The sequence below is a fragment of the Polynucleobacter sp. AP-Kolm-20A-A1 genome (assembly GCF_018688315.1).
Taxonomy (GTDB): domain Bacteria; phylum Pseudomonadota; class Gammaproteobacteria; order Burkholderiales; family Burkholderiaceae; genus Polynucleobacter.
In genome coordinates, this window is the sequence record NZ_CP061315.1 from 1,686,055 (window position 1) to 1,704,854 (window position 18,800).

At 44.0% G+C, this 18,800-nt stretch carries 19 protein-coding genes, 1 tRNA gene and 1 pseudogene; 7 read left to right on the forward strand and 14 right to left on the reverse strand.

The window, feature by feature from the left end:
* Positions 1-6 precede the first annotated feature (6 nt).
* Genes waaF through C2745_RS08395 form a run of 3 tightly spaced genes read left to right on the forward strand, consistent with a single transcriptional unit; the run spans position 7 to position 2,131 of the window.
* Positions 7-1,041, forward strand: a complete 1,035-nt coding sequence (gene waaF, locus C2745_RS08385; RefSeq protein WP_215384149.1) for a lipopolysaccharide heptosyltransferase II — start codon at positions 7-9, stop codon at positions 1,039-1,041.
* A 20-nt stretch (positions 1,042-1,061) separates the two neighbouring features.
* Positions 1,062-1,496, forward strand: coding sequence for a nuclear transport factor 2 family protein (locus C2745_RS08390; RefSeq protein WP_215384150.1), 435 nt, complete (start codon positions 1,062-1,064; stop codon positions 1,494-1,496).
* Between the two features lie 8 nt (positions 1,497-1,504).
* Positions 1,505-2,131, forward strand: coding sequence for a DUF2946 family protein (locus tag C2745_RS08395; RefSeq protein WP_215384151.1), 627 nt, complete (start codon positions 1,505-1,507; stop codon positions 2,129-2,131).
* On the opposite strand, the gene C2745_RS08400 is transcribed toward C2745_RS08395, so the two are convergent.
* The gene (locus C2745_RS08400; protein ID WP_215384152.1) at positions 2,128-3,831 is read right to left on the reverse strand and encodes a M48 family metalloprotease; all 1,704 of its coding nucleotides are present in this window, start codon (positions 3,829-3,831) and stop codon (positions 2,128-2,130) included. The genes C2745_RS08395 and C2745_RS08400 overlap by 4 nt on opposite strands.
* A 23-nt stretch (positions 3,832-3,854) precedes the next feature.
* On the opposite strand from C2745_RS08400, the gene moaC reads away from it, so the two are divergent.
* Together moaC and C2745_RS08410 are read left to right on the forward strand one after the other, a co-directional pair.
* Positions 3,855-4,334 carry a cyclic pyranopterin monophosphate synthase MoaC gene (gene moaC, locus C2745_RS08405; protein ID WP_215384153.1) on the forward strand — a complete coding sequence of 160 codons (480 nt, stop codon included), beginning with the start codon at positions 3,855-3,857 and terminating at the stop codon, positions 4,332-4,334.
* A 585-nt stretch (positions 4,335-4,919) separates the two neighbouring features.
* Positions 4,920-5,144, forward strand: coding sequence for a hypothetical protein (locus tag C2745_RS08410; RefSeq protein ID WP_215384154.1), 225 nt, complete (start codon positions 4,920-4,922; stop codon positions 5,142-5,144).
* Positions 5,145-5,315: 171 nt separating this feature from the next.
* On the opposite strand, the gene C2745_RS08415 is transcribed toward C2745_RS08410, so the two are convergent.
* On the reverse strand, positions 5,316-6,125 hold the full coding sequence (locus tag C2745_RS08415) for a hypothetical protein (RefSeq protein ID WP_215384155.1): 810 nt from the start codon (positions 6,123-6,125) through the stop codon (positions 5,316-5,318).
* 274 nt (positions 6,126-6,399) lie between these two features.
* Here C2745_RS08415 and C2745_RS08420 point away from each other — a divergent pair.
* Positions 6,400-6,510, forward strand: a pseudogene (locus C2745_RS08420) (cyclic pyranopterin monophosphate synthase MoaC); the annotation flags it as partial.
* 70 nt (positions 6,511-6,580) lie between these two features.
* Here C2745_RS08420 and C2745_RS08425 read toward each other — a convergent pair.
* From C2745_RS08425 to C2745_RS08475, 11 genes are all read right to left on the reverse strand, one after another.
* Positions 6,581-7,270: an outer membrane protein gene (locus tag C2745_RS08425; protein WP_215384156.1), complete on the reverse strand. Its 690-nt coding sequence runs from the start codon at positions 7,268-7,270 to the stop codon at positions 6,581-6,583.
* A gap of 163 nt (positions 7,271-7,433) precedes the next feature.
* Positions 7,434-9,461: an acyltransferase family protein gene (locus C2745_RS08430; RefSeq protein WP_215384157.1), complete on the reverse strand. Its 2,028-nt coding sequence runs from the start codon at positions 9,459-9,461 to the stop codon at positions 7,434-7,436.
* Positions 9,462-9,654: 193 nt separating this feature from the next.
* Entirely contained in the window at positions 9,655-10,179 is a 525-nt protein-coding gene (locus tag C2745_RS08435) for a pilin (protein WP_215384158.1), read from the reverse strand.
* A gap of 119 nt (positions 10,180-10,298) precedes the next feature.
* The gene (locus tag C2745_RS08440) at positions 10,299-11,006 is read right to left on the reverse strand and encodes a TerC family protein (protein WP_215384159.1); all 708 of its coding nucleotides are present in this window, start codon (positions 11,004-11,006) and stop codon (positions 10,299-10,301) included.
* A 102-nt stretch (positions 11,007-11,108) separates the two neighbouring features.
* Positions 11,109-12,002, reverse strand: a complete 894-nt coding sequence (gene sucD, locus C2745_RS08445) for a succinate--CoA ligase subunit alpha (RefSeq protein WP_215384160.1) — start codon at positions 12,000-12,002, stop codon at positions 11,109-11,111.
* A gap of 15 nt (positions 12,003-12,017) precedes the next feature.
* Complete coding sequence (sucC, locus tag C2745_RS08450) at positions 12,018-13,187, reverse strand: ADP-forming succinate--CoA ligase subunit beta (protein ID WP_011903667.1); 1,170 nt, start codon at positions 13,185-13,187, stop codon at positions 12,018-12,020.
* Between the two features lie 189 nt (positions 13,188-13,376).
* A complete protein-coding gene (gene recX, locus C2745_RS08455; protein WP_215384161.1) occupies positions 13,377-13,895 on the reverse strand; it encodes a recombination regulator RecX in 519 nt (172 codons plus the stop codon).
* Between the two features lie 4 nt (positions 13,896-13,899).
* On the reverse strand, positions 13,900-14,943 hold the full coding sequence (gene recA / locus C2745_RS08460; RefSeq protein WP_251368319.1) for a recombinase RecA: 1,044 nt from the start codon (positions 14,941-14,943) through the stop codon (positions 13,900-13,902).
* Positions 14,944-15,110: 167 nt separating this feature from the next.
* Positions 15,111-15,644, reverse strand: a complete 534-nt coding sequence (locus C2745_RS08465) for a DUF2878 domain-containing protein (RefSeq protein WP_215384164.1) — start codon at positions 15,642-15,644, stop codon at positions 15,111-15,113.
* A 61-nt stretch (positions 15,645-15,705) separates the two neighbouring features.
* Positions 15,706-15,782 (reverse strand) — tRNA-Met (locus C2745_RS08470).
* A gap of 77 nt (positions 15,783-15,859) precedes the next feature.
* Positions 15,860-16,267 (reverse strand): hypothetical protein, encoded by a 408-nt coding sequence (locus C2745_RS08475; protein ID WP_215384166.1) that lies wholly within the window; start codon positions 16,265-16,267, stop codon positions 15,860-15,862.
* A 49-nt stretch (positions 16,268-16,316) separates the two neighbouring features.
* Between C2745_RS08475 and C2745_RS08480 the strand changes: the two genes are divergently transcribed.
* Positions 16,317-16,928 carry an MOSC domain-containing protein gene (locus C2745_RS08480; protein ID WP_215384168.1) on the forward strand — a complete coding sequence of 204 codons (612 nt, stop codon included), beginning with the start codon at positions 16,317-16,319 and terminating at the stop codon, positions 16,926-16,928.
* A gap of 53 nt (positions 16,929-16,981) precedes the next feature.
* Here the strand turns inward: C2745_RS08480 and C2745_RS08485 are convergent, their stop codons facing one another.
* Complete coding sequence (locus tag C2745_RS08485; protein ID WP_215384170.1) at positions 16,982-18,652, reverse strand: MFS transporter; 1,671 nt, start codon at positions 18,650-18,652, stop codon at positions 16,982-16,984.
* Positions 18,653-18,800 lie beyond the last annotated feature (148 nt).

Here is an 18,800-nt window from a genome sequence, read left to right on the forward strand (position 1 = left end):
CATCTCATGCGCAGTATTCTGATCATTGCCCCAAACTGGATTGGGGATGCGGTAATGACGCAGCCTTTACTGGCAAGCCTCAAGGCTCTATATCCAGAATCCAAAATTGATGTTCTTGCGAGTAGCTGGGTTGCACCGATTTATCGCGCATGCTCAGAAGTACATGAAGTCATCGAGGCAAAGTTTGAGCACAAGAAATTGCAATGGGGCATGCGCAAACAACTCGCGCAAAAATTAGCAGCAAAACACTATCAAGCTTGTTTTGTATTGCCCAATAGCTTTAAGTCCGCACTCATTCCTTGGTTGGCAAATATTCCATTTCGCATTGGTTACCGTGGTGAACTACGCTATGGATTAATCAACCTTTCATTAGACAACCCGAGTAAAGTGAATCGACCCCCAATGGTTGATCACTATCTTGCCCTCAATCAACTACTCAGCGATCACTCTGAAAAAATTGCTACTGATCCGCCTGCGCCAAAATTAAATGTTTCCGCTCTCGCAAAAAGAGTTGTAGAGAATAATTTAGCGGCAGCAAATATCGCTGGCTCAATTTACGTAATGTGCCCCGGCGCTGAATATGGCCCTACGAAGCGCTGGCCAACAGAGCACTTTGCAAAACTTGCTCAATCTCTAATAGACGACAATTCCGATAATCACGTCATTTTGCTTGGTAGCAAAAGTGACTCCGTACTTGCTCAAGAGATCCTCTCCCAAGTTCCCAGCTCAAGAAAACTTCATAACTGGTGCGGCAAAACCTCGCTCGATGAAGCCATTGCCTTGATTAGCCTAAGCCAAGCAGTGGTCAGCAACGACTCTGGATTAATGCATATTGCTGCCGCCCTTAAGGCGCCACAAGTTGCCATATTTGGATCTAGCGACCCGTCACACACCCCGCCTCTATCGGAAAAGGCTAAGGTCATTTGGCTAAATTTGCCATGCAGTCCATGCCACAAGAGAGAGTGCCCTCTGGGTCACTTGAAGTGCCTAAAAGATATCCTCCCAGAGCAAGTTTTAGCTACACTCAATACCTTGCACTAGTCATCCAAGGAACGTAAGCCATGCCAAAACTTGCCAGACTCTTTCACAATGCTGATGATGTTGTAGAGGCTTGGCGCGAGGCCTTACGTCATCGTGATGTAAAGAGTGCCCTGGATATTTGGCTTGATGATGATTCAATCACTTGCGTTCTTCCAGAGGGACATCGCTTAAGTGGGCACGCAGAAATTCGTGAAGGCTTGGAAAGACTCTTAGCCAAACAACCTTTATTCCTAGAACCCATTGCTTGTATCAGTCACTCTGTTTTGGGCGCAGCCGTATATGACACAACTGAGGCAGTACACCTTAGAGCAGATCAAATTGAAGCTGAGTTTTTTCTCAACATTACGCTCGTTCTTCTACAGGACAGTCAAGGATGGAGAATTGCCCATCTTCACGCCAGTCGCTCAACCGAAGATACATTTGACGCCCCTTCCACGCCACACGGCCTGCATTAACTACAGATATGGATGAACAAGTACTGCGGTCACTAGCAAAGTGGCCAAATGTGCCTGATTGTTTTGGTTGGCTTGCTTTAGATCGTCGCGGTCAATGGCGGATGCGCGATGAGTTTGCGCAAACAAATAAGTTACCAGGCCAAGTCATAGAGCATGTGGCATTCAAAGAATATATCTCCAGAAATTATTCGCGCGACTCCATGGGACGGTATTTCTTCCAAAATGGTCCGCAAAGAGTTTTTGTGACTCTAGATGCAACACCTTGGATCGCCAGAATTACTCCCTCTAACGATGGTCTACAGCTGATGACGCAATGTCACAGTAGCATTGAACCAAGCGGCGCTTTAAGTGATGAAAACGGCAATATTTATATTGTTGGTCTGGTAAAGCAGGCGACATATCAAGATCCTCAAAACCACTCGTTTACCCAGCAAAAAAATCTGACTGTTGCCCTGCTGCATGACCACGACTTAGACCATTTCTCTGAGTTGGCGAGTTTGCGCGAGGAAGCCTGTAGTTTTGGTGGCTCATGGAACTGGCAGGGAAAACAACTACCTCTAGACCCAATACATTCAGGTGAGCTCGCCACTCAATTCCACTTTGTAGCTACACCCAATCCAAATAGCCAGGCTTAGCCCGGCATTTGCTTGCCCTGCTCCTTGAGCTCATCCTGATATTGCCTTTGCATTTCGCGAAGACGGGCGTCAATGCTAGATCCTTGATAGTAATCAGCGCCGCCAGCCGAGCGCGCGATCTTAAGTTGCTCAATTGCTGAAGGCCAAGCTCCCTCAAGAGCATATTTTTCTCCAAGTGCGTAATGCCGCATGGGGATATTTTTTGCCTGGTCATAGGACTGCGAGAGCAAGCTCCACCACACAATTTCATTTGGCTGAGATCTGGTGCGCGCCTTAAGCCATGTAATTGCGTCATTGGTGCGACCCAATCTGAGATCGGCGTTAATCATGGCAGCACCTGCAGCATAAGACTGTGGAAAGGCTCTTAAAGTTGCCTGAGCAATCTGCAAGGCCTCCTCACCCTTACCTTTAGCTAAAGCCAATTCGGAAGAAGTGATATCAAGCGAGAGGCTCTGCCTTTGAATAGGCGAACCTGGGGCGCTAGCAGGCTGGGCTAAATTGCGAGCTTGCTGTAAGTAGGTTTCTGCTTGATCTATTTTCCCCTGACGCTGCGCAATGAGAGCGAGGCCATAAAAACCTTCCATCTGCTTACCAATGGGCGCTTGCTTACTTAAGCTCTCAAAGGTATTTTTTAAGTCGTACATACCACTTGATGTGCCGGATTGCTCCATGCGCGCCCTAGCCTTAATAAAATAAAACTCAACAGAAGTTGGCACATTACGCGAGGCAACAGTGCGCACCCTATCTTGCATATCTGCAATACGATCAGTCGTTAATGGATGGGTACGGACATAGGCCGGTACGCCTTTATCCATAATGCCGGTGATTTTTTGAAGACGCTGAAAAAATCCTGGAGCGCCGTTTACATCATAGCCACTGGCATCCAAAATCTGGAATCCTATGCGATCTGCTTCTCGCTCTGCATCTCTTGAGTAGGAGAGCTGATTATTAATCGCTGCTGCCTGACCACCTTGCATGAGGCCTGCACCAGCAGATGGATTACGTGACATAGCTAAAGCACCAAGCACCATGCCCGCAAGAGCAATCATTGTGTTGGTAGCTTGTTTATCCATTTGGCGCGCCAAGTGCCTTTGCAAGACGTGACCCGTTTCATGCCCCATGACTGAAGCCACTTCGGAATCCGACTCTGCGCTAACAATCAGTCCAGTATGAAAACCTATAAAACCACCTGGCAATGCAAACGCATTGATACTGGTATCTTTAACAGCGAATACTTCAAAGTTGTAAGCGCCGCTACCTTGCTCATTGGCGCCGCCTAGCTGTAATTTTTTAGCAGCCTGCAATAAACGACGCTCCATTTGATTAAGATAGTCATATAGTGGCAAGTCATTGGAATAATCTGGATCAGGCCTTATCTGGCGCATGATCATCTCGCCATACTTGCGCTCATCCACTCTACTGAGAGTGTCGCCCCCTGGATCACCCATATCAGGCAAGATAATATTCGGCTGAGTCTGGAGAGTATTGCGTGTGGGCAACTTAGATGATCGAGCATCGGGCGATTGCATTACCCGGCCAATATTTTGAATCGCGGCAGAGTTCCCATCAACTGTGACATCGCCAGTGGCTGCAGCTGCAAAAGCAGGAGTAATACCCGCACAGCCCAGGGCTAATATCAGCTGCGCAGCCAATAGGCGCTGCGAAAAAGAGGGTTTTTTAACTGACTTTATGTCTTGCATTCCTATATGGTAAAACTAATCCCATGAACAAACTAACCCATTTTGATGCCAGCGGCCAAGCCCACATGGTAAATGTCGGCGATAAGCCCAATACTCATAGAGTAGCTGTTGCTACGGGCACAATTTCGATGCTACCCGAAACCTTCAAAATGGTTGAGGCAGGAACCCATAAAAAGGGGGATGTCTTGGGTATCGCGCGTATTGCCGGCATTCAGGCATCCAAGAAAACATCCGATCTTATTCCTCTATGTCATCCATTGGCCCTGACTCATGTTGGCCTGGAATTTAATCTCAATCCCAAAGATAGCAGCGTCACTTGCCAAGTTAAAGCAGAAACCACCGGGCCAACCGGTGTTGAAATGGAAGCCCTCACCGCAGTCCAAGTTGCCCTTCTCACTATCTACGATATGTGCAAAGCAGTAGATCGAGGCATGGTGATGGGTGATGTGAAACTCTTAGAGAAGAGTGGCGGTAAGAGTGGTGAGTGGAAAGCAGGGAAGTAAACAACAATTTCTGTGATGCTGGGCTAGTGGTATTCACCCTGAAAGCAATGTCGAACTTCATGTCCAACGGTATCGTTATTAGTCTTTTTGGTGGTGAAAATTTGACAGGTTCTTTTAATTTTTCCTGACCAGTCTTTTGCATCATCCCAAAATGAACAAGCATCCAGGGGGTACGAAAAGCCATTATTCCCCCTTCTTTTACTCTCAGTCTCACAAGATTTTTGAATATCCCTAACACTTACCCACCTAATGGTGACTTCATTTACTTGGTTTTTACTAGTGCTATATAAGCTATAGGCATCATCCTCAAGCACTGCATTAGCCCCAAAGCTAATTAAGCCTAATGAAAAGAATATGGCAATATATCTAAACATATAAAAATAAACAAAATTGGGGGGTGTAAATTATGTGGGGATGGTCACTTCTCGGAGGAATGGTAACCAGTATTTTTGGGCTCATTGGGTGGTTTGTTGGTATAGCAATAGTTCTTTATATCGCTTATGAGCTTTTCAAGGAGCTATTTTTTGTTGGCATTTTTCTTCTTGTAGTGGGTTGCGGCTTTTTAATTATGGAGATGATAGCAAAATGATTAAATTACTTGCTTTCATGCTGGCATTGATTTCACTGCCTACCGCACAAGCCCAAACTAGCGAGCAAGTATTTATTGAAAAAATTAAAATGGCAAATAAATCACTTAAAGACGCTGAGAAGACAAAGGATTATGGAGGCGCTTGTTTGATGTTTTATTCAGCCTTAATGGAGCCTTATGCGAAAATAATCCTAGCGTCTATAGACAGACTGCAGACCTAGCAAGAAGATCTTGCAATGCCGCTGGAATAAAAGGGCTTACTCCTTAATTAAATTCAACATATTTTTGAATTGCATTAAATACTCGCCAAACAATCTCCAGGGCAAAAAGCTGGTATTTCCCCTGGCTTCATTTCTGAAGCCACTGCATAAGAAATTCATTTTTACTGAAATCTATCTACAGAAGTTTCTAATAATTGCTTTAGCTTGGTCATTGGCCTGCGCCATTGTGACTAAGCCACCACCAGGTAGTTGTTCGGCGGGTCCATTCCCGTAATACTTCTTATACGAATAGTTTGTATATATCTGTATTGTTTGATTTGTGCAATTGACAACACTTTCTTGAATTAATGAAGCCCGTGCATTAGGGTTGAGTTCGAGAAGGCCTTTGTAGTTTGTCATTGTTTCAACAAGGTAGCCACCACCAGATGGCTTTGTAAAATTTTGATTGAAGAATAGTTCTGGCACCCCGTCATAAACAATTCTTTTCCAATTTGGTTTTGTGCTGGCCATTTGAGCGGTCTCAAATGGAATACCTTTCTCCATATTGCCAACATAAGCATCAACAATGCCATATACGGGAGTTGAAACGGTGCAAACGGTTAAGGTAGGGGTATCCCCTTCGACTGATTTGCCGTTTGAAACTAGAGTTTGACCATCCCTAGAACGCTGTATTAGCCTCGCCTGTTTTCCGCCGGTATACCAATACCAAATGTCTGAATCCCCATTTGACTGCATAAACGTGTATTGCCAAATATCGTCCGCTACCTTTGTTTTTGAAGATGTGTCTTGATAGCGCAGCATGTCAGGCTTTGCACCTTTACCTGCAAGGTACCTTATAGTCTTGCCGTTATTATCACTTCTGAACATGACTCCCCAGCCATTTTGACAGTCGGTAGCATAAACTCGCCCCTCGTAATCCATTAATGCCAGAGCATTTGAGCTTAAGAAAAGTGTCGCTAAGAGAGTGAGTAATTTTGTCATCATGGGGGGGGTAATTCGCTTATTAAAAATAGAATAAATATTTGCTGATGAATATAGCACTTCTATCAATATTGCAGTGCATACATTTTAAGAAATAGCCTAGCATTCCATACATCCTTGTATTTACATTGAAATCTGAAAGCTATCTCTACCCCATCCCGTTTCGGATTCAGCTAACCTCCCAAGAGCCTTGAATTCTTGCTAGATTCTTGCTCTAATGAAGTCTTCTTCGCCGTGATGCTCGCAATAAAGTCAGCCATTAATCATTACCCCCCTCACAATCTACGATATGTGCAAAGCAGTGGACCGCGGCATGGTCATGGGTGACGTGAAGCTACTTGAGAAGAGTGGTGGGAAATCAGGAGAGTGGAAAGCGGAGAGCTAATCAACACCTAAACCAAGATAATAAAAAAACCACCCGAAGGTGGTTTTTTTATAAAGCATTAAAACTTCAATTAGAACTTGTAACCCACACCAACCAATATTTGGTAAGCGCTCGGGGCTCCAGGGTTGAAGTTAACATTAGTGCCAGCAGCAATAGAACTAGTCATTTGCGGCTTGCTGTAACTCATGTAGTTACCTTCAGCAAAACCATAAATTCCGCTAGTAATCATCTGCTTGTAGCCTAGGCCAACGATATAGCCGCTTGCAGTAGCAGTGTTGCTGTTAGAACCACCGCCGCTGACTTTAGCTTGAAGATTCTCCATGGAATAACCAGCTTTTAAATACACCAACGCATCTTTATTTAATACATAACCTGGGGTTACGTAAATATTTGCACGATTAGAGATTTGATAGTTGTAATTGCCGGAATTACCTGAAGCACCGCCAGTCCAGTTGGTCGAGATATTAGAGGTATTTTGATTTAAAAATGAATAATCTGCGCCAAGGCCAAGAGTGTATTGAGGGGTCAGTGAAAAGGTATACCCAAGACCAGCGATCAATGGGACATTACCGTTGCTCGAAGTGCCAGTGCCTTGCCCGGTAGCCGAGATCTGACCAGTAATAGTCGGGCTGCTATTGGCAATCGTGTTATTTTCATAGCCGGTAGATAACTGACCATAAAAACCTTGAAATACGCTCTGAGCAGATGCGGTTCCTGCCAAAAGACTAACTACAACAGATGCTAATAATCGCTTTTTCATTTATTTAATCCTTTTTTATTAAGTGCAGCTTGATTGATTATATTTACCTTAATGAGGGCATGTCAGCTAAATGGTTACCCCCCCTCAATAAACACTTAAATAACTGATTTTGTTGGGAAAATACCACCTTAAGTAACTTAGCCTAACAATCAAACAATAAACTTTAATGCTTAACAGGAAAATTTAGTATTCCATCTTTTACTGCGGCATCTACAAAATACAGCGAGCCCTCTTTAGATAAGTGAGAAGTATCAATTCCAATCGGACTAAGAAGATTAGTTGAGGTAGAAAGTAGACACCCTTCGGAATTGCATAGAACCCCAATAGGCGAGACAAAATTAATTCCTAGTTGAGAAGAAATATTCATCATTCTGAGGTCTGCCTCCCTGGACAAAAAATTAAATCTTTTAAATGTTCTGACCTCTTTACCCTCGGAAAATAATATAGAGGCTAATCTAGGTTGATAGACATCAAATACTGGAAAATTTCCAATCAAGGTTATATTTTTGACGCTAGCCTCTCTAAGGACATCTACAGTACTCCGAATATTCATATCGGTTAATTTATTAAATTGATTTATTCCGTCATATTGAGTCCAATTGGCAGCCAATATGACCATCTCTGGATGATTTCTTTTAATCGATTCGAGAATAGTTTTATTGTGGTTAATGCAGATTTTATTTTCCGCCAGCGCTTCTGATCTCTCTCCTCTAGGCTCAAATAAAAGCAATGGCGGACATGCTGACAAGCTGGCGTCATATAGATGAAATCCACGCAATTCAGACTGCGCCTTTAGTCCCGCATAAAGATGGCCAGCATGCGAGTCCCCCCAGAGGTAAATAATTGGCTTTCTATTGACCTTTTCTAGAGGTAAATCCTTGCAATTGGACTGACAATAAGCAGAATCTGATTGAAAATTAAACTTATCTTGGGCAACATTCCTAAAAGGATAGCCTTCACGGTCAAATACATTAAGACCCGCAAAACCAATCAAACCCATTACTAAAACCAAGAATGTGGCCCTTGATTTTAAAGGGGCATGCTTGAGGGGTTTTTCGATATAGGCATAGGTGGCCCAAGCCAAAATTACCGAGCCTATTATTAGAAAAATATAGGTCGATGCAGATGGCTCCTGAATGTGACTCATTCGCCAAAAGGTAAGGACTGGCCAGTGCCACAAATAAAGTGGGTAACTGATAAGGCCAACCCACACAAGCAAGCGATTGGATAGTATTGCGCAATTCACCCATGACTTTTCGGATGCAATCAGACAGGCTGCACCAATAACAGGAATTGAAGCCCACCAACCTGGAAACTGCTTATTTGCACTAATTAGAGCGAGGCCCATGAGAAGTAAAAATACTCCCATCCACGAAAGCAACTCCTTAAGCTTTAGCCATTTTTTACCAGTAAAAAGGCTAGTGATTTGACTCAATAAAGAACCAATTAAAATTTCCCACACTCTAGAAATAGGGGAATAAAAATCGGTGGATAAATTTTCTGTAGAAAAGTAAATATTTACCGCAAAAGATAAGGTGATGGCAATCAGAATAATTTTAGAAAATGAAATATTCCATTTTCTAAAAATCCAAAAAATGAGTGGGGAAAATAGATAGAACTGCTCTTCAACAGCCAGCGACCAAAGGTGCAATAACGCTTTCGTCTCGGCAGAATTATCAAAATAGCTAACTTCTTGCCACAAAACTAAGTTGGAAATAAAGCAGGCTCCTGCTGCAATATGTTTTCCAAGCTGCGAAAACTCTGCAGTACCATATTCCAGCCACCCACAAACATACGCGAATGCCAGCACGACAATAAGGGAAGGGAAAATTCTTGCAACCCTTCTACAGTAAAAATCTATGAAGCTAAATGTATGCTGATTTAAATTCGAAGTAATAATTGATGTAATAAGGTAACCAGAAATTACAAAAAAAATATCGACCCCAATAAATCCGCCATTCAAGAATTCTGGAAATACGTGGTAGATAACAACAAATAAGATAGCAAGACCACGAAGGCCATCAATATCTGGTCGATATTTAAGGTGTAATTGAGAATGCGGATTTAACATGGTCGGCAATAAGAATTGCTTATCTAAAATATAGTCTTTATGTAATAAATAATGATTATAAATACCCAGACCCCTGAAAAGGCTAGGTTGAGAAGCCCTCTGAATTGAGGGCTTGATCAAAAGCACCCCCCCTCTATGCAGCACAAGAATGTGCTCGCCTTACTTAGAGCCATAGATCAAAATTTGCAGGTCTTCATTCACTAAACATGCTTTATATCTAGCATCTAAAAAATATGGGAAGAATCTAATTGGAATGTAAAAAAATAAGCCATCTAATGACGGCTTATTCGCTATAGCTTTAATTATGATTTTTTTATTTTCCAATCCTGCATTCTGAAGGCAGCAATTGTGAGATTAAATTTGTCTCTGTGGATCTACATGACCATCCGCCTGCCCAAGTCGAACCCTCTGGCTTAGATAAATCAATTGGTTTCGGTGAATTTGCATCGGGCTCATTTGTTGGCACTAGATGCAAAGTATTCTTTCCCTCAGGCGCAACGGCTACCTGATAGTCAATTGCAATTGCTCCTGATGGTGTGATTTCAATTAACTTCACACTGCGAGTTGGCGTGAAGGTAAATGCCCCGTGGGTTGCCTCATCCATCGGTACAGTGCCACGACTAGCAAATGCCTCTGTCACGGCTAGCTTTGCGCTTGAGGATAAATTCATCCCCTCTACAACACGACTGCGTGCAATGTAATCCTGGTACTGCGGAACAGCTACCGCCACCAAAATTCCAATGATGGCCACTACAACCATGACTTCAATCAGCGTAAAACCCGCCTCTTCATTCTTCCCATGATCTTGCTTTAGGTGTTCTTGATTTATGTTTTGCATGTAGTTTCGCTCCCGAGGTGAAATACCTCATCTTCCAGTCTATGCCCTTAAATCACAAGGAAGCTAGAAGTAAAAAAGCCGGCTTTAAAGGCCGGCTTTTCTGATTTGATGCGGAGTAATTACGCCGCTTCTTTATGCTTCTGCTTCTTTTTGAGATAAGTGCCAACTAAAAGCACAATCGCAACCCCGATTCCTTCAAAAATCATATGAGCATCTTCAAAAGCTGCTTGCATAGACTCTTTAATTGCTGGATCTTCTACCAGCATTCCACCAGCCAGCAAGCCCAATAGGCCAGCACCTAAAGTGATGATGATCGGGAAGCGATCCATTACCTTTAAGAGCAAAGCGCTACCAAAAATAATCAAGGGAATAGATAAACCCAAGCCAATGATGAGTAATACCAAGCGGGTTTCTTCTGGACCCTTTTGAGCGGCAGCAGCCACAGCCAAAACGTTATCCAAACTCATCACCAAGTCAGCAACCAAGATTGTGCGGATTGCGCCCCAAATATTTGGGTGTGCATGCATATCTTCTTCTTCACCACTATCAGCCAATAGCTGTACGCCAATATAAAGAAGCAAAATTGCTCCAATGATTTTGAGATACGGCAATGTCAGCAACTGAACAGCAGTAATGGTTAAGACCACACGCAAAATAATCGCTGCAGCGCTACCCCAAAAAATGGCTTTCTTTTGTTGAACTGGCGGCAAATTACGTGACGCCAATGCAATAACTACAGCGTTATCGCCAGATAGCAAAATATTCGCAACAATAATTGATAAAAGAGCAGCCCAGAATGCTGGCCCTGAAAATACTGATAAATCCATGATGTCTCCCTACGTTTTTTTATGTTTTAACTGCTTTTTTTCAATACCAAACACTACAAAAAAAGGGTGCTGTTTTATCAGCACCCTTTTTCTCATTACTAATTACAACATGGCTTTCAACAAAGCAGCCATTTCTGATGGGTTCTTTGTGACTTTGAAGCCACACTCTTCCATCACAGCTAACTTGGCATCAGCAGTATCGGCACCACCAGAAATCAATGCGCCAGCATGGCCCATACGTTTGCCTGGAGGCGCAGTTACGCCAGCAATAAAGCCAACTACCGGCTTCTTCATGTTGTCTTTGCACCAGCGAGCAGCTTCAGCCTCATCTGGACCACCGATTTCGCCAATCATGATCACAGCATCAGTGTCTGGATCTTCATTGAACATTCTCATGATGTCGATGTGTTTCAAACCGTTAATTGGGTCGCCACCAATACCAACCGCTGTGGATTGACCTAGGCCAATAGATGTTAACTGACCAACCGCCTCATAAGTCAATGTACCGGAACGGCTAACCACACCAATACGGCCTTTCTTATGAATGTGGCCAGGCATGATGCCAATCTTGATTTCGTCAGGAGTAATAATGCCTGGGCAGTTAGGGCCAAGCAACAAAGTTTTCTTACCACCAGCAGCTTCTTTTGCATGCATCTTATTACGCACTTCAAGCATGTCACGTACTGGAATGCCTTCAGTAATACAGATAACAAAGTCGAGGTCAGCTTCAACCGCTTCCCAAATCGCAGCAGCTGCACCTGGAGGCGGAACATAGATTACAGAGGTGGTTGCACCAGTTTGCTGGGCAGCCTCTTTAACAGTTCCGTAAATTGGAATATTAAAAATGGATTCACCAGCTTTTTTAGGATTTACACCGGCAACAAAACAGTTTTTGCCGTTTGCGTATTCCTGACATTTTTCAGTATGGAACTGACCGGTCTTACCAGTAATACCTTGTGTAATGACTTTGGTGTTTTTATTGATCAAAATAGACATATTGAAATTCCTGGATTATTTGTTTTTGGCAACAGCAGCAACTACCTTGGTAGCAGCTTCAGCCATTGAATCGGCGCTAATAATTGGCAAACCAGAGTCTGCAAGAATCTTCTTGCCCAACTCTTCGTTTGTGCCCTTCATACGCACAACCAAAGGTACTGTGAGGTTTACTGCTTTACATGCAGTAACTACACCGTCAGCGATCACGTCACAACGCATAATGCCGCCGAAGATGTTAACCAAAATCGCCTCAACACTCTTGTTCTTCAACATGATCTTGAATGCTTCAGTTACTTTTTCTGCTGTAGCACCACCACCAACGTCCAAGAAGTTTGCTGGCTCACCGCCGAACAACTTAATGGTATCCATTGTTGCCATTGCCAGGCCTGCGCCGTTTACTAAACAGCCGATATTGCCATCTAATGAGATGTAAGCAAGGTCAAATTTAGACGCTTCGATTTCTGCAGCATCTTCTTCGTCGATATCGCGGTAAGCAACGATTTCTGGATGACGGAACAATGCGTTTGGATCAAAGTTGAACTTTGCGTCCAATGCCTTGATCTTGCCGTTACCCTCAAGAATCAATGGGTTGATTTCAACCAATGAAGCATCGGTATCCCAGTAAGTCTTGTAGAGGTTTTTGAATACATCGCGAGCCATCGGAATAGACGCCTCTGGAACGCCAATGCCTTTAGCAACAATGTCGCAGTCAGCATCTGTTAAACCAACCATTGGATCAACAAATACTTTAATAATTTTTTCTGGATGAGATTCGGCAACTTCCTCAATATCCATGCCGCCTTCGCTAGAAGCCATGATCACATTCTTCTGTGTTCCGCGGTCTGTAACGATACTGAAGTAATACTCTTTTTTAATGTCAGCGCCGTCTTCGATTAAGAGGCGATTTACTTTTTGACCTTCTGGTCCAGTTTGATGTGTCTTGAGTTGCATACCCAAGATTTCTGAAGCGTATTTTTTCACTTCGTCCATGCTTCTAGCCAACTTCACACCACCGCCTTTACCGCGTCCACCAGCATGAATCTGTGCTTTGACAACCCATACTGGGCCACCGAGTTTTTCAGCAGCTTTAACTGCCTCATCAACACTGAATGCAGGAATGCCGTTTGGAACAGGCACATTAAATTGGCGAAGAAGTTCTTTGCCTTGGTACTCGTGAATTTTCATAATTACTCCGAAACGGTATCTTTTTTAGCAAGCGATGAGGATTAGTAAAACCGATGTCGCCACAAATCTCATACTTACTCTGGAAATGGCTAAAAACGCCAAATTTGAATAAATGCGAACGGCTTGACCGACTCCATAAGTCTATCATGCTGCAACGCCGCAAATGGCCCTTACCGATCCGTAATTGCCCTAATCAGGCCTCTGACCGCCAATGATCTTGGCCACCACTTCTGAGCCAAAGCCCTTGGAGGCCAAGAATCGATATTGCCTCGCTCGCTCCTTCTGGTCCTGGGCGCGCTCCCCGTATTTCCTGGTCCACAGCTCATAAGCCCTCTGAAACTCAGTCTCTTTTAAAGCCACAAGCAACTTAGCCGATTGCTTGGAATCCACGCCAGCCCTTTCAAGCTCATCGGCAATCTTTCTCATGCCATAGCGCTCGCTGCGTCGACGGACCAAAGCCTCGGCAAAGCGCTCATCTGAAAGCCAGCCGCGGGCCTCAAAGTCGTCCAAAACGGCCTCGATCTGAGAGTCTCTTAATGCTGGAGTCTGCTCAGCCTGCTCCCCGCCCAACTTACCCCATCTTGCTTCTGACTCCGCCAACTTTGCAGCCAAACCCTTACGACTATATTCACGCAGGGACAAAAGGCGCAAAGCCCGAGCTTTGAGACTCGGGCTTTGTTTAGGCTTTTTACTACTTTGCTCAGACATCGAATTATTCGACTTCCTCTTCCTCGCTCAGCACATCAGTAACCACTGCTGAGCCCGCTTTCACCCCAAGCTTCTCACGAATCTTTTTCTCGATATCTTGAGCGATAGCTGGATTCTCTTTTAAGAACTCACGAACATTGTCTTTGCCCTGACCAATGCGATCGCCGTTATAGCTATACCAAGAGCCTGATTTCTCAACAAGGTCAGCCTCAACACCCATATCAATGATTTCACCTTCTCTAGAAATTCCAGCGCCGTACATGATGTCAAAAATGGCTTCGCGGAATGGAGGAGAAACTTTGTTCTTCACAACCTTCACACGAGTTTCATTGCCAACAACCTCATCGCCTTTTTTGATGCTGCCAATACGGCGGATATCTAAACGCATAGAAGCATAGAACTTGAGTGCATTACCGCCAGTAGTAGTTTCTGGAGATCCAAACATCACACCAATCTTCATACGAATTTGGTTAATGAAGATCACAGTCGTATTTGTACGCTTAATCGCGCCAGTCAACTTACGTAAGGCTTGACTCATCAAACGAGCTTGCAAGCCAGGTAAGGAATCACCCATATCGCCCTCAATCTCCGCCTTTGGAACCAAGGCAGCAACTGAGTCGATCACGATCAAGTCAATCGAGCCTGAACGAACTAATGCATCAGCGATTTCTAAAGCCTGCTCACCAGTGTCAGGCTGTGAAATCAATAAATTATTTACGTCAACACCAAGACGTGATGCGTACTGCACATCCAATGCGTGCTCAGCGTCGATAAATGCGCAAGTACCGCCAAGCTTTTGCATTTCTGCAATTGCATGCAATGTCAAAGTTGTCTTACCGGAAGATTCTGGGCCGTAGATTTCAATCACGCGACCACGTGCAAGGCCACCAACTCCAAGTGCAATATCCAATCCCAGGGAACCGCTAGATACCACCTGAATATCTTGGCTAATTTCAGCATCGCCCAATCTCATGATTGAGCCCTTACCAAACTGCTTCTCGATTTGTGCCAGTGCTGCTGTTAATGCTTTTTGCTTGTCTCCGCTCATTCCCTCAAATTCTGAGGAGGCTGATTTTCTTTTGTCATCCAAGGCCATTTTTTATTCCCTTTTCGCTATGTACTGGGCTTTTTCCCGAAGTTTTATCTACTGTTTAACAACTTAGGAGTTACTGTATATAAAAACAGTAGTCTTGGCAAGCGACTTTTTAACGGAATTTACGTATTTTTTACTAGGCTGCGTTCGACTGGGGTGCGATCCCAGTAGAAAAAGAGGGGAATAGCAATGGCCCAGACCACCCCAACCAAGATAAATCCAATGGTTTGACCTCCAGGAGGCCACGCTCCGGCACCCATTCGAATGCCTGCTTCGTAAGACATTGGACCGCAAATCGCCCCTAAAACCGCGCCTAACACTGGTCTACCGCGTAGCCAAGATAGAGAGCCATTAATCGTGGTGGCCACCAAAACCCAAAGAACCCACATCCAAACCGGCGATAAATAGGTTGAGGGCCATGGGTCCTGAAAATCTAAATAGCCTAGATGCACGATCAGGGTATCGACCACAACCCCATAAATAAGAGCTCTAGTCAGCAGGTGTAATGATCTTTTTGGTTCGTCTAGCCGCCAAATATGGAAGGCTATATAGGCCATAGTGCCGAGAACTGCCCAAAATACCTGTTTATTGGCAGCGCCTAATACACAAGCAAACCAACCTAGCTGGAAAAAGACAAAGTTCCAAAATTTACTCATACCAAGCGCCTAGCGAGCCTAAGAAAAAAGGCCACTGCCGCTGGGCAATGGCCTTTAGATTTGGTGGCGAATCAGGGATTTGAACCCCGGACCTGCGGATTATGATTCCGTCGCTCTAACCAGCTGAGCTAATTCGCCGAACTCGCTATTGTAAATGATCGGAATCCATCTGTCTAAAGGAATGAGCCTTTTGAGGTTTGGGGCCATATGGGCTCTTATTTGATCTGAAATACGCTAACAGCCTCTTCTCGGCCATAGAGGACATTAAATTCAATCTTTTTTGCCAAAAAGAGCTTTTTGAGTACCTCATCCTTATTGTCAAAAACAATGGCGGTTTGCTCGGGATAACGAGAAAAGGGGTCGCTAGTGACATCTACCGCCACTCCATCAATCTTGATTTGCTTAATAGAGCGCTTATAAAACCTATCTGGGCGGATAAAAATGAGGCGCTTTACATACTTATCCAACACGAGCTTTTGACCTTGCTCATTGGTCTTAAAGTAGTAAACCAACTCCTCCTTGCCATTCGCAGTCATGTCACGCTCTTCATCCCATTTAGCGTAAGCTGCTGGATTAAGAATTAGTACAAGCAATGTTGCGGCAAGCAATCTATAAAAGTGCATTATTTACTTTCCATGATTTATCGTTTGATCTTATCAGCCATTCACTCTTATGCGCCTTATCTCCATCTCCGCAGGAAAAGTAGCTCCACTATTTGGCAATCATCACCCTAACTACAAATCCGTTGCCTCGGCGATTCGAAAAAATGTAGTGAGTGATTTAGAAAATCCTATATCCGTAGAAATTACTGCACTTGGAGTTTTGGGCGATGAACAAGCGGATTTATCTGTGCATGGTGGCATAGAAAAAGCGATTTATGTTTATCCCTCAGAGCACTACGCTTTTTGGAACGAACTACTGACTCGTGAAACTAAGAAACCCGTTGATCTACAGCGTGGTGCTATTGGCGAGAACTTCACTATTGAAGGTTTGGCAGAAACCGAAGTATTCGTTGGCGATCGACTGCAAATTGGCGTACTAGAATTTGTCGTTGTAAAGCTACGCGAACCTTGCTTCAAATTTAATGCTGCCATGGGCTATAAAGGCGCAAGCAAAGCGATGCTGCAGTCTGGCTTTAGTGGCTGGTATTTGCGTGTTTTAAAAACAGGCGCATTGAATGCCGGTAGTGTCATTACGGTCATCCCCGGCTCTAGAGAAACTTCTATTGCCCAGCAAAATCAAAAACTATTAAACAATCGCAATCAAAAAGATTTGTGGGAATAAAAAAACCCGACCATTTCTGATCGGGTTTCTTATTTGATGCAGACTAAAAATGCTTAGTCACGTGCGTAAATATCTACGTCTTTAGTTTCACGTACAAACAGCGTACCGATTACCAATGTCATCGCAGCGATGATGATTGGGTACCAGAGACCGTAGTAAATGTTACCGTTTTGCGCTACCAAGGCGAAGGAGATCGTTGGCAACAAGCCACCGAACCAACCGTTACCAATATGGTATGGCAAGGACATAGAGGTGTAACGAATACGAGTTGGGAACATCTCAACCAGCATCGCAGCGATTGGGCCATAAACCATGGTTACCAAGATCACCAAGTACACCAACAAGAGCAATACAGCTACGTAGTTGATGCCAGCTGGATCAGCCTTAGCTGGGTAACCAGCAGCATTCAACGCATCACGAATTTGCTTTTTGAACTCAGCATCTTTTGCTTTTGCATCTGCTGGAGCCATACCTACTGGTGTGTAGCCAGTGATTTCTGTATCACCAATCTTCACCACAGCCAAACCACCTGCAGGACCAGCAATAGTGCTGTAGCTAGCAGAGTTTGCAGCCATCACCTGTTTTGCAATATCGCAAGAACTTGTGAACTTCGCCGTACCTGTTGGGTTGAACTGGAATGTACATTCATTCACGTCAGCAGTAATGGTTGCTGGTGAAGTTGCCATTGCCTTTTCCAATGCTGGGTTAGCAAAGTGTGTCAAAGCATTGAACACAGAAACTGGAGTGTTAGGGATGTAAGTAATTACAGCCAATAACAAACCACCCATGATGATCACTTTACGGCCGATCTTGTCAGACAAGCTACCGAAGATCACGAAGAATGGTGTACCGATTACCAATGAAGCAGCAATCAACAAGTTCGCAGTCTTAGCGTCTACTTTCAACACTTGGGTGAGGTAGAACAAAGCGTAGAACTGACCTGTGTACCAAACCACTGCTTGACCTGCAACCAGACCAAACAATGCCAAGATAACAATCTTCAAGTTCTTCCATTGACCGAATGACTCAGACAAAGGAGCTTTAGACAATTTGCCTTCTTCTTTCATCTTCTTGAAAGCTGGTGATTCATTCATGGACAAACGAATCCATACAGAAATCGCCAACAATGCGATAGAAACGATGAAAGGAACGCGCCAGCCCCAAACGTCAAAGTCTGGACCAGTGAATTCACGTGTGAACAAAATCACGAGCAAGGACAAGAACAAGCCAAGAGTAGCTGTTGTCTGAATCCAAGCTGTGTAAGCACCACGACGACCATGAGGAGCATGTTCTGCAACATAAGTAGCAGCACCGCCGTACTCACCGCCCAAAGCCAAACCTTGAAGCATACGCAATGCGATCAAGATAACTGGAGCAGCAACGCCGATAGTTGCATAGTTAGGCAGAATACCCACGATGAAAGTCGCACCACCCATCAATAAGATGGTTACCAAGAAGGTATATTTACGACCAATCAAATCGCCTAAGCGACCGAACACCAACGCGCCGAATGGACGCACGATGAAACCAGCAGCAAACGCTAACAAAGCGAAAATGAAGGCAGAGCCAGCATCTAGGCCAGAGAAGAATTGCTTAGCAATAATTGCCGCAAGTGAACCGTAAAGATAAAAGTCGTACCACTCAAAAACCGTACCTAAAGATGAAGCAAAAATAACTTTGCGTTCTTCAGCGGTCATTGGGGCTGCTTTAGTTGATGTTGACATCAGTAGCTCCTAACTATTTTTATTAAATAAAAAACAACGGGTTGATTATGCTTTGAAAAAAATCAAAGAAATCCACTACTTAGGGTAATTCCCCATCAAATAGACTCGGGGTTTTCCCGAGAAATGTGGATTTGATGCAACGCATTTA